The 11610-nt window shown below is 61.8% G+C and carries 10 protein-coding genes; 4 read left to right on the top strand and 6 right to left on the bottom strand.

Annotated features, from left to right (window positions below; genetic code table 11):
* Positions 1-134: 134 nt before the first annotated feature.
* The 6 genes from AAEZ03_RS24810 to bioB all read right to left on the bottom strand — a co-directional run bounded on the left by AAEZ03_RS24810 (position 135) and on the right by bioB (position 6719).
* Positions 135-1940: a phenylacyl-CoA dehydrogenase gene (locus tag AAEZ03_RS24810; protein ID WP_048384927.1), complete on the bottom strand. Its 1806-nt coding sequence runs from the start codon at positions 1938-1940 to the stop codon at positions 135-137.
* 240 nt (positions 1941-2180) lie between these two features.
* Positions 2181-2861: a dethiobiotin synthase gene (gene bioD / locus AAEZ03_RS24805; protein WP_153356989.1), complete on the bottom strand. Its 681-nt coding sequence runs from the start codon at positions 2859-2861 to the stop codon at positions 2181-2183.
* The gene (gene bioC / locus AAEZ03_RS24800) at positions 2858-3670 is read right to left on the bottom strand and encodes a malonyl-ACP O-methyltransferase BioC (RefSeq protein WP_350582262.1); all 813 of its coding nucleotides are present in this window, start codon (positions 3668-3670) and stop codon (positions 2858-2860) included. The genes bioD and bioC overlap by 4 nt, the downstream gene beginning before the upstream one ends.
* Positions 3663-4394, bottom strand: coding sequence for an alpha/beta fold hydrolase (locus AAEZ03_RS24795; protein ID WP_350582260.1), 732 nt, complete (start codon positions 4392-4394; stop codon positions 3663-3665). The genes bioC and AAEZ03_RS24795 overlap by 8 nt, the downstream gene beginning before the upstream one ends.
* Positions 4387-5559, bottom strand: coding sequence for an 8-amino-7-oxononanoate synthase (bioF, locus tag AAEZ03_RS24790; RefSeq protein WP_350582257.1), 1173 nt, complete (start codon positions 5557-5559; stop codon positions 4387-4389). Before bioF ends, AAEZ03_RS24795 begins: the two co-directional genes overlap by 8 nt.
* A 104-nt stretch (positions 5560-5663) precedes the next feature.
* Positions 5664-6719 carry a biotin synthase BioB gene (gene bioB / locus AAEZ03_RS24785; protein ID WP_350582255.1) on the bottom strand — a complete coding sequence of 352 codons (1056 nt, stop codon included), beginning with the start codon at positions 6717-6719 and terminating at the stop codon, positions 5664-5666.
* An 88-nt stretch (positions 6720-6807) separates the two neighbouring features.
* Here bioB and AAEZ03_RS24780 point away from each other — a divergent pair, with 88 nt between their 5' ends.
* The 4 genes from AAEZ03_RS24780 (at position 6808) to AAEZ03_RS24765 (ending at position 11540) form a co-directional block, all read left to right on the top strand.
* Entirely contained in the window at positions 6808-7548 is a 741-nt protein-coding gene (locus AAEZ03_RS24780; RefSeq protein ID WP_350582253.1) for a ComF family protein, read from the top strand.
* 59 nt (positions 7549-7607) lie between these two features.
* Entirely contained in the window at positions 7608-8372 is a 765-nt protein-coding gene (locus tag AAEZ03_RS24775) for a TOBE domain-containing protein (RefSeq protein WP_123750882.1), read from the top strand.
* Between the two features lie 162 nt (positions 8373-8534).
* The gene (locus AAEZ03_RS24770; RefSeq protein ID WP_123750881.1) at positions 8535-10436 is read left to right on the top strand and encodes a PhoX family protein; all 1902 of its coding nucleotides are present in this window, start codon (positions 8535-8537) and stop codon (positions 10434-10436) included.
* Positions 10437-10565: 129 nt separating this feature from the next.
* Complete coding sequence (locus AAEZ03_RS24765) at positions 10566-11540, top strand: serine/threonine protein kinase (RefSeq protein ID WP_123750880.1); 975 nt, start codon at positions 10566-10568, stop codon at positions 11538-11540.
* The last annotated feature ends 70 nt before the right edge of the window (positions 11541-11610 follow it).

The raw sequence follows: 11610 nt of genomic DNA, 5'->3' as shown, positions 1-11610 counted from the left end.
AGCTTGCTCGCGATCTTTTGATCTTTTAAAAGATCGCGAGCAAGCTCGCTCCTACACGATTGAATCGCGCCACATAAACCAAAAAAGCCGCTTTCCCGAAGGAGAAGCGGCTTTTCAAGGTGACTCACCGGGGCTTAGTAGCCCAGGTCGAAGTCTTCTTCTTTCATGTCCATCAGGTTGGCAGCACCCGACAACATGGCCGCAACGTGTGTGCGGGTACGCGGCAGGATGCGCTGGAAGTAGAAGCGTGCAGTCTGCAGCTTGGCGTTGTAGAAGGCTTCTTCAGAAGTGCCTTCGGCCAGTTTTGCAGCCGCCAGACGCGCCATGTCAGCCCAGAAGTACGCCAGGCACGCATAACCGGAATACATCAGGTAGTCGACCGAGGCCGCCCCCACTTCTTCACGGTCTTTCATGGCCGCCATACCGACCTTCATGGTCAGCTCGCCCCACTCTTTGTTCAGTGCAGCCAACGGTGCGACGAACTCTTTAACCGCTTCGTTGCCTTCGTTGTTCTGGCAGAACTTGTGGACGATCTTGGTGAAGCCCTTGAGCGCTTCGCCTTGAGTCATCAGCACTTTACGGCCCAGCAGGTCGAGAGCCTGGATGCCGGTAGTGCCTTCGTACAGCATCGAAATGCGGCTGTCGCGAACGTTCTGCTCCATGCCCCACTCAGCGATAAAGCCGTGGCCGCCGTAGATTTGCACGCCGTGGTTAGCGGCTTCGAAGCCCACTTCGGTCATGAACGCTTTAGCAATCGGCGTCATGAACGCCAGCAGCGCGTCGGCTTTTTTCTTCTCTTCTTCATCAACGCCGTATTTCACGATGTCGACTTGCTTGGCGGTGAAATACACCATGGCGCGGTTGCCTTCAGCAAACGCTTTGGTGGTCAGCAGCATGCGACGCACGTCCGGGTGAACGATGATCGGGTCAGCCGCTTTTTCAGGGGCTTTAGGGCCGGTCAGCGAACGCATTTGCAGACGGTCACGGGCATATTTCAAGCCGCCCTGGAAGGCGATTTCTGCGTGGGACAGGCCTTGCAGTGCAGTGCCCAGACGTGCGGTGTTCATGAAGGTGAACATGCAGTTCAGGCCTTTGTTCGGCGGGCCGATCAAGAAGCCGGTGGCGCCGTCAAAGTTCATCACGCAGGTGGCGTTACCGTGGATGCCCATTTTGTGCTCAAGCGAGCCACAGGACACGGCGTTGCGCTCACCCAGAGTGCCGTCGGCGTTAGCCTTGAACTTGGGCACGATGAACAGCGAGATACCTTTGGTGCCAGCCGGTGCATCCGGCAGGCGGGCCAGTACGATGTGGACGATGTTGTCGGCCATGTCGTGTTCACCGGCCGAGATAAAGATCTTGGTGCCAGAAATCTTGTACGAGCCATCAGCCTGAGGCTCAGCCTTGGTGCGCAGAAGGCCCAGGTCGGTACCGCAATGCGACTCGGTCAGGCACATAGTGCCGGTCCATTCGCCGGTTACCAGCTTGGTCAGGTAGGTGTTTTGCTGCTCCGGAGTGCCGTGCTCGGAAATGGTGTTCATCGCGCCGTGCGACAGGCCCGGGTACATGCCCCACGACCAGTTGGCCGCACCGACCATTTCACTCACCGCCAGGCCCAAGGACTCCGGCAGGCCCTGGCCGCCGTGGTCGACGTCGTGGGCCAGGCTTGGCCAGCCGCCTTCAACGAATTGTTTGTAGGCTTCTTTAAAGCCTGTCGGCGTTTTAACCCCGGATTCACTCCAGGTGCAGCCTTCGATGTCACCCACGCGGTTCAGCGGTGCCAGCACCTGCTCACAAAACTTGGCGCCTTCTTCAAGAATGGCGTCAACCATATCTGGCGTAGCGTCCTGGCAAGCCGGCAGGCTCTGATAGTGCGCTTCGTAACCGAGCAGTTCGTCACGAACGAAGCGAATATCACGCAAGGGGGCCTTGTAATCAGGCATAGCGATAAACCTCTGCTGATGAATCCGGGGATGAACAACCGCGTAGATTTGTTATTGCGGTCAAACAGGTGTTTGAAACATACGTTTACGCCCATTTGTTGTCAAGCAGCGCGAAGCCTCCGTTCGTCTTGGTACGAACAGATCTCAGAGAAGAGAAGTGCATGGAATCCTGTAGGAGCGAGCTCGCCTCGCGATCTTTTGATCTTTAAAAGATCGCAAGACAAGCCCGCAGTTTAGGGCTCAGTCCAGCAGGTCCAGCTGCAAGTGTTCAGCCACCGCTTGCGCCGAGGCGGTTTTGAGTTTGGGCACGCGGCCCAGGCAAGGGGCCGGCAGGCGCTCAGCCAGGGTGGCGAGGTTTTCTTCAAGGCGCGCTGTTTTCGGGCCAATGATATTAGCCACCCAACCGGCCAGTTGCAGGCCGTCGCGGGCGATGGCTTCGGCGGTCAACAAGGCATGGCTGATGCACCCCAGGCGCACGCCGACCACCAGAATCACTGGCAGGTCGAGGGCCTGCGCCAGGTCCGACAAACTGTCTTGCCCCGACAGCGGGACTCGCCAGCCTCCCGCCCCTTCAATCAAGGTGAAGTCGGCCTGCTGGGCCAGCACATGGCGCATGGGCGCGAGCAAGGTCTGCACATTGACCACCTGGCCGGCTTCACGCGCCGCAATGTGCGGGGCGATGGGCGGCTCAAAAGCCACCGGGTTAACCTCGTCATAGGTCAACGTCACAGAACTCTCGGCCATCAATGCCAGCGCGTCGGCATTGCGCAGCCCTTGCGGGGTGATCTCACAGCCCGAAGCCACCGGCTTGCCAGCCACGGTGCTCAATCCGGCTTCGCGCGCGGCATACAACAAACCGGCGGCAATCGTGGTTTTGCCGACATCAGTGTCGGTTCCCGTAATGAAGTACGCTGGGCTCATCGCGTTTTCTCCAGGATGCCGTAGACCACCTGATAGGTTGCCGGTAGCCCTTGTGGCTGACGAAACTGCTCATAAGCGCTAACCAAAGCCTGCAGCCGCGCTCTGCCGGTCAACCCTTCCGGGCGACCCGGGTTCAGATTATGCGCACCCAATGCTTTCAATTCATGGGTCAGTTGGCGCACCTGCGCGTAGTGCAGCACATGGGGCTGACTCTGCAAGTCCAGCACGCGCATCGAGCTGTCAGCGCACAGCTGCTGATAGGTGGCAAATTCACGAAAGCGGTTCACATGGACTTGCCCGTCCACGGCCCGCCAACTGTCACGCAGCTCACTCAACGTGCCCACGCACAAGCTGGCAAACGCCATCACGCCACCCGGCTTGAGCACACGACGGGCTTCGCTGAGCACCCGCGCAAAATCACCGCACCACTGCAACGCCAGGCTGGAAAATATCAGGTCGCAACTGTCGGCTTGCAGCGGCAAGCTTTCGGCATCCCCGGCGATAAAATGCGTGGCGCCGCCCAAGGGCCGGGCGTACGCCAGCATGCCCTGGGCAATGTCCAGCGCCAGCCCTTCACGGTGGGGAAATTGCTGCGCCAGGGCCCGGCTGAAATAGCCCGTGCCGCTGCCCAGATCCAACCAGCGCTGCGGCGCCAGATCAGCCGGTAAACGCGCCAGCAACGCATGCCCGACGTCACGTTGCAGTTCGGCCACACTGTCGTAACTGGCCGCCGCACGCGAAAACGACACCGCCACCTGACGCTTGTCCGGCAGGTGGCCTGCACACGTTGCAACACTGAGATCAGTCATCGTCCAGCTCATGTAAAAAAGCCTGAATCGCGGCCGCCAGTTCGTGGGGCGCTTCCAGTAAAAAGGCATGACAGGCCTGTTCAATCAGACCCACTTCGACATCGGGCAACAGCGCCAGCAACGCCTCGGCCGCCGCCACCGGCACCAGCCCGTCGGTCCCGGCAAACAGATGCAGTTGCGGCCCGTTGAAGGCTTGCAGTGCGGGGCGCACATCCAGTTGGCCCAGCAATTCCAGCCCGGCCAACAAGGGTGCCGGCTGTGCTTTGGGGGCTGCGCCCAAGAGCAATTTCGCCATGGCGCGCGGGTCTGCCGCGCCTTGGCTACACAGCAGAGCAAAGCGCTTGAAGGTGCTGTGCGGCGCTTCAGCGAAGCCTGAGATAAACGCCTCGAACGTGGCGTTCGGCATTGCCGTTGGCCAGTCCTCACGGCTAACAAAACTCGGGTTGCTGGCCAAAGTGACCAACCCGCAGCAGCGATCGCCACGGCGGGCGGCCAACTCACTGGCGAGCATCCCGCCCAGAGACCAGCCGCCCAGCCAGGCGTTGTCGGGGAGGTTGGCGTCCAGCTCGTCGAGCCAGTCGCCCAGTTGTGCTGACTCCAGCACCGGCAGCGGTTCGACCTCAACCCGCAAATGCTCATCCAGGCCACGCAAGGCTGCGGCCAACGGTTCCAGCGGGGAAATCCCCAAGCCCCAGCCGGGCAGCAAAATCAGACGATCACGCATGGTCGGGCTCCAGCTTTCGCCAACAGTCATCCAGTGCGCTTAACAATAGCTGCACCTGAGCCTCTGTGTGGGCCGCCGACAAGGTCACGCGCAACCGCGCACTGCCCGCCGGTACCGTCGGCGGGCGGATCGCGGTCACCAGCAAACCGCGCTCACGCAACATCGCAGACAAACGCAACGCCCGGCCACTGTCGCCAATCACGATCGGCTGAATCGGCGTAAAGCTGTCCATCAACTGCAAACCGATCTGCTCGGCGCCGCTGCGGAACTGGCGAATCAGGGTGTTCAGGTGCTCACGGCGCCAGTGCTCGCTGCGCAACAGTTCAAGGCTTTTGAGGGTGGCGCAGGCCAGCGCGGGCGGCTGGCTGGTGGTGTAGATATAAGGCCGGGCAAACTGGATCAAGCTCTCGATCAGCTCATCGCTGCCCGCCACAAACGCACCGCTGGTGCCGAACGCTTTGCCCAGCGTGCCCACCAGTACCGGCACGTCGTCCACGCCCAGACCAAAATGCTCGGCAATCCCGCCGCCCTGCGCACCCAGCGGGCCAAAGCCGTGGGCATCGTCGACCATCAGCCAGGCGCCTTTGGCCTTGGCCTCACGGGCCAGGCTCGGCAAGTCGGCCACATCGCCGTCCATGCTGAACACGCCGTCGGTGACCACCAAAGTGTTGCCGCAGGCTTTCTCCAGACGCTTGGCCAGGCTGGCCGCGTCGTTGTGCAAATAACGGTTGAAGCGCGCGCCGCTGAGCAAACCGGCATCCAGCAACGAGGCGTGATTGAGACGGTCTTCGAGCACCGTATCGCCCTGCCCGACCAGGGCAGTGACCGCCCCCAGATTGGCCATGTAGCCATTGCTGAACAGCAGCGCACGCGGGCGCCCGGTGAACTCGGCCAGGGCTTCTTCCAGCGCGTGATGCGGGCCGCTGTGACCAACGACCAAATGCGACGCCCCGCCGCCCACGCCCCAACGCGACGCACCGGCCTGCCAGGCTTCGATCACCTGCGGGTGATTGGCCAGGCCCAGGTAGTCGTTATTGCAGAAGGCCAACAGCGGCTGACCATCGACCACCACCTGCGGCCCTTGCGGGCTCTCAAGCAATGGTCGTTGACGGTAAAGATTGTCGGCACGACGCGCGGCCAGACGGGCGCTTAAATCAAAAGACATGCTGGCCTCGGAAAACGCAGAAGACTTTGTAGGAGCGAGCTTGCTCGCGAGCTTTTAAAAGATCGCGAGCAAGCTCGCTCCTACAGGGAGGATTGTGTAGAGGCTTACACCGCAGCGTTATAGAACTGCTCGCTGGATTTTTGCTCGATCAGCGCGTGCTCGATCGCCGCCTGATGCACTTCATCGGCGTGTTCCTGGCGGGCTTCGGGCAAGATGCCCAGGCGCGCAAACAGCTGCATGTCTTTGTCCGCCTGCGGGTTGGCGGTGGTCAGCAATTTGTCGCCGTAGAAAATCGAGTTGGCCCCGGCAAAGAACGCCAGCGCCTGCATTTGCTCGTTCATGGCTTCACGCCCGGCCGACAGGCGAACATGGCTTTGTGGCATCAAGATACGCGCCACGGCCAGCATGCGGATGAAGTCGAACGGATCGATGTCCTCGGCATTGGCCAGCGGCGTGCCCGCCACTTTCACCAGCATGTTGATCGGCACCGACTCCGGGTGCTCGGGCAGGTTAGCCAGCTGGATTAGCAGATTGGCGCGGTCGTCCAGCGACTCGCCCATGCCCAGAATGCCCCCGGAACAGATCTTCATCCCCGCATCGCGCACGTAGCTCAAGGTTTGCAGGCGTTCGCTGTAGGTACGGGTGGTGATGATGCTGGTGTAAAAGTCGGGCGAGGTGTCGAGGTTGTGGTTGTAGTAATCCAGCCCCGCGTGCGCCAGCGCCGCCGTTTGCTCCTGATCGAGCTTGCCCAGGGTCATGCAGGTTTCCAGGCCCATGGCCTTCACGCCTTTGACCATTTCCAGCACGTAGGGCATGTCTTTGGCCGACGGGTGCTTCCAGGCCGCGCCCATGCAAAAACGCGTCGAGCCGATGGCTTTGGCCCGCGCCGCCTCTTCAAGCACCGCCTGCACCTGCATCAACTTCTCTTTTTCCAGCCCGGTGTTGTAGTGACCGGACTGCGGACAATATTTGCAATCTTCCGGGCAGGCCCCGGTTTTGATCGAAAGCAGCGTCGAAACTTGCACCCGATTGGCGTCGAAATGCGCGCGGTGCACGGTCTGCGCCTGAAAAATCAGGTCATTGAACGGCTGGACAAACAACGCTCGAACTTCGGCTAAAGACCAATCATGTCGCAAGTTGGCATGGGTGCTGGCGCTCATCGGCGATTCTCTTGTTTATGCTGGGACTTGAACCTGAAGCAACCGCCTCAGGCACGGCACGGATGCGCGATATGTTTGAGGATGCTACATGACTTGTCAACCACGCTTGTTTAGCGTGGTTGACAAGTGGTTATTAATTAACCAAACGTGTTTAGTGTGCGATGAACGCACCGACACCCCGCTGCCACTCTGCGCGGCCTGCGAACTGGAGCTGCCCTGGCTGGGTGACCGTTGCCAGCGTTGCGCATTGCCGCTGCCAATGGCCGGGCTCACCTGCGGCCTGTGTATCAAGCACCCACCGGCCTACGAATCGGTGTACGCGCCGTGGGTGTACGGCTTCCCCATTGACAGTTTGATCATCCGCTTCAAGCACAACAGCCGCTGGCCGTATGGCCGCTTGTTGGCCGACATTCTCGGCCAATCGCTGCGTGATCGGTTCAACACTGGCGACCCTCAACCCGACTGTTTACTGCCGGTGCCGCTGTCCACCCAGCGCCTGCGCCAGCGCGGCTACAACCAGGCCGCCATGCTCGCCCAGTGGTTGAGCCGCGATTTGGGTATCCCGTGTCACGACGACTGGCTGCTGCGCCACCAAGACACCGCCGCGCAGCAGGCGCTGGACGCCAAGGCCCGCAAGCGCAACTTGCTCCACGCCTTCAGCCTGGCCCCGCAGGTTGAAGTACGCGGCCTGCACCTGGCGCTGGTGGACGACGTGCTGACCACTGGCGCCACCGCGCAAAGCTTGGCGCGCCTGTTGCGTCAGGCCGGCGCGCGACAGGTAGATGTGTATTGCCTGGCGCGCACGCCCAGGCCCGACGCACCGCCTTGACGCCACGGGGCTGAGCAGGCACTTTCCGGGGCTCACTCTGCTTTGCGAATGACGCCCCCATGCAACTACCGACTTTGCTGACCCAGCACATTGCTCGCCGCCCGCAGCGCATTGCCTTGTTGCAGCACATCGCCGAGCAAGGCTCAATCACCCGCGCCGCCAAAAGCGCGGGCATCAGCTACAAAGCGGCGTGGGACAGCATCGACGAGCTGAACAACCTGGCACAAACCCCGCTGGTTGAACGCAGCGTGGGCGGCAAAGGCGGCGGCGGTGCACGCCTGTCGGTGGCCGGGGAACGGGTGATGCGCCTCTATCAACGCCTGCAAGCCCTTCAAAGCCAAGTGCTGGACGCCGCCGAAGACGCCAGCGACCTCGACCTGCTAGGCCGCTTGATGCTCAGAACCAGCGCCCGCAACCAGTTGCACGGCAGCGTCAAGTCCATCCACAGCCATGGCCACAACGACCTGATTGAACTGCAACTGCCCGGCGGCCTGACACTGCACGCGCAAATCACCCACGACAGCACCCAGCGTCTGGAACTGGGCGTCGACACCCCGGTGGTGGCGTTGATCAAGGCGGGCTGGCTGCAACTGACGGCACCCGACCAGCCATTGATGGCTGGGCACAACCTGCTGCGCGGGCGCATCGAACAGATCCTCGACGCCGACGACAGCCCCAGCGAAGTGCGCATCAGCCTGCCCAGCGGCCAAACCTTGTGCGCCCTGAGCGAACCGCAACACCTCGAAACACTCCAGTTGGCGGTGGGCAGCGAGGTCAATGTGCAGTTTTCACCGACCCTGGTGTTGCTCGGCACGCCCCTCTAACGGCCTTGTGGGAGCGGGCTTGCTCGCGATGCAGACACCTCGGTCGACCCTTTGAACGCACCGATGCCATCGCGAGCAAGCCCGCTCCCACACGTTTTCTGCAACACCACTGTCATAACCGCTGCTTAAGGTTGCGCAAAAACCTTAAAAGGCCTGCGCACTATGAACCTCCTGGATGATCAACACCCCACCGACCTTGAGCGCATTGTTGGCTTGAGTCGACGCGGGTTTATCAGCGCAGGCGCCCTATGCGGCGCGGCGATGTTTCTGGGTGGCAACCTGCTCAGCCGCAGCGCGCTGGCCGCCGGGGTCAGCTCGGCCGCAAGCCCCTTGCTGGGCTTTGCCAGCATCAACGCCGCCACCAGCGACAGCCTCAGCTTGCCACCCGGCTACCGCGCCTCGGTGTTGATCAGTTGGGGCCAGCCCCTGCACACCAACGGCCCGGCCTTTGACCCCAGCGGCAATGGCAGCGCCGATGCTCAGGAAGTGCAGTTTGGCGACAACAATGACGGCATGAGCCTGTTCGCCTTCCCCGACGACCCCAACCGCGCCCTGCTGGCGATCAACAACGAATACACCAATTACCGCTACCTGTACCACCACGGCGGCTTGCCGACATCGGCCGAAGAGGTGCGCAAAGCCCAAGCCAGCGAAGGCGTGTCGGTGATTGAAGTGCAGCGCAAAGGCGACGGCTGGCAGTTCGTCCAGGACTCGCCCTTTAACCGGCGCATCCACGGCAACACGCCGATCCGCCTCAGCGGCCCGGCCGAAGGGCACGCCTTGCTGCGCACCCAGGCCGACATCAATGGCGCACGGGTGCTGGGCACCTTCCAGAACTGCGCCAATGGCAAAACACCGTGGGGCACCTACCTCACCTGCGAAGAAAACTTCACCGACTGCTTTGGCAGCTCAGACCCCCAGCAGACCTTCGACGCCGCGCAAAAGCGCTATGGCGCCACACTCGCCAGCCGCGAGATCAACTGGCACCTGCACGACCCGCGTTTCGACCTGGCGACCAACCCCAACGAACTCAACCGCCATGGCTGGGTGGTCGAAATCGACCCGTTCGACCCTAAATCGTTGCCGGTCAAACGCACCGCGCTGGGCCGCTTCAAACACGAAAACGCCGCATTGGCACAGACCCGTGATGGCCGCGCCGTGGTGTACATGGGCGACGACGAACGCGGTGAGTTCATCTACAAGTTCATCAGCCGCGACCGCATCGACACCCACAACCCCAAGGCCAACCGCGACCTGCTGGACCACGGCACGCTGTATGTGGCGCGCTTCGATGCGGGCGACAAGCACCCCGATCACCCCAAAGGCCAAGGCCAGTGGATCGAACTGCGCCACGGCCAAAACGGCATCGACGCCAGCCAGGGTTTCGCCAACCAGGCCGAAGTGCTGATCCACGCCCGGCTCGCGGGCAGCGTGGTCAACGCCACGCGCATGGACCGCCCGGAGTGGATCGTGGTCAGCCCCAAAGACGGCCAGGTGTATTGCACCCTGACCAACAACGCCAAACGCGGCGAAGACGGCCAACCCGTCGGCGGCCCTAACCCGCGCGAAAAGAACGTTTACGGGCAGATCCTGCGCTGGAAAGCCCACAACGATGACCACGGTGCCGACAGCTTCGACTGGGACCTGTTTGTGGTCGCGGGCAACCCGGTGGTGCACCCAAAACAGCCCAAAGGCGGCTCGGCCAACATCACCCCGCAGAACATGTTCAACAGCCCCGACGGCCTGGGTTTTGACGACGCCGGGCGCCTGTGGATCCTGACTGACGGCGACTACAGCAACAGCGGCGACTTCGCCGGCATGGGCAATAACCAAATGCTTTGCGCCGACCCCGACAGCGGTGAAATCCGTCGTTTCATGGTCGGCCCGGTGGGCTGTGAAGTGACCGGCATCAGCTTCTCGCCCGATCAAAAAACCCTGTTCGTCGGCATCCAGCACCCCGGCGAAAACGGCGGCTCAACCTTCCCCGAGCACCTGCCCGACGGCAAACCGCGCTCCTCGGTCATGGCCATCAGCCGCGAAGATGGCGGGATCGTCGGCGCTTAGCGATGGACCCTTGCTGCTCGCGATCTTTTGCTCTTTTAAAAGATCGCGAGGCAAGCTCGCTCCTACAGGGGTCAGTCTGCGTTAACATGCTTGGCCGGACGCGGCAGCCTGCTGCGCGCAGGAGTCAGCATGTCTCATCCGTTCGCAACACTTACCCCTGATCTGGTGCTCGACGCCGTCGAAAGCATCGGTTTCCTCAGCGACGCCCGCGTGCTCGCCCTCAACAGTTACGAAAACCGCGTATACCAGGTCGGTATCGAAGGCTCGGAGCCGCTGATCGCGAAGTTCTACCGCCCGCAGCGCTGGACCAACGAAGCGATCCTCGAAGAACACCGCTTTACCTTCGAACTGGCCGACTGCGAAGTGCCGGTGGTGGCGCCGATCATTCATAACGGCCAAAGCCTGTTCGAACACCAGGGTTTTCGCTTTACCTTGTTCCCGCGACGCGGTGGCCGTGCCCCCGAGCCGGGCAACCTTGACCAACTGTACCGCCTCGGCCAACTGCTCGGACGTCTGCATGCGGTGGGCGCCACCAAGCCTTTTGAACACCGCGAAGCCCTGGGCGTGAAGAATTTTGGCCATGACTCGCTGAACACCTTGCTCGAAGGCAATTTCATCCCGCGCAGCCTGTTACCGGCCTACGAGTCGGTGGCCCGCGATCTGCTCAAGCGTGTCGAAGACGTGTACGCCGCCACCCCGCACAGCAACATTCGCATGCACGGCGACTGCCACCCCGGCAACATGATGTGCCGCGACGAGGTGTTCCACATTGTCGACCTCGACGACTGCCGCATGGGCCCGGCGGTGCAAGACCTGTGGATGATGCTGGCCGGTGATCGCCAGGAATGCCTCGGCCAACTGTCCGAACTGATGGATGGCTACAGCGAGTTCCACGACTTCAACCCCCGTGAACTGGCCCTGATCGAACCCCTTCGCGCCTTACGCCTGATGCACTACAGTGCCTGGCTGGCCCGCCGTTGGGACGACCCGGCGTTCCCGCACAGCTTCCCGTGGTTTGGCAGCGAGCGGTATTGGGGCGACCAGGTGCTGGCGTTGCGCGAGCAACTTTCGGCGCTCAATGAAGAGCCGCTGAAACTGTTTTAAAGTGGTGCCCTTTGTAGGAGCGAGCTTGCCTCGCGATCTTTTGATCGTTTAAAGATCGCGAGGCAAGCTC

It is taken from the genome of Pseudomonas sp. HY2-MNA-CIBAN-0224 (assembly GCF_040310285.1).
In the GTDB taxonomy this organism is placed as follows: domain Bacteria; phylum Pseudomonadota; class Gammaproteobacteria; order Pseudomonadales; family Pseudomonadaceae; genus Aquipseudomonas; species Aquipseudomonas helleri.
Note: the sequence above shows the minus strand (reverse complement) of the source record. Positions and strands in the feature narration are given on the sequence as shown.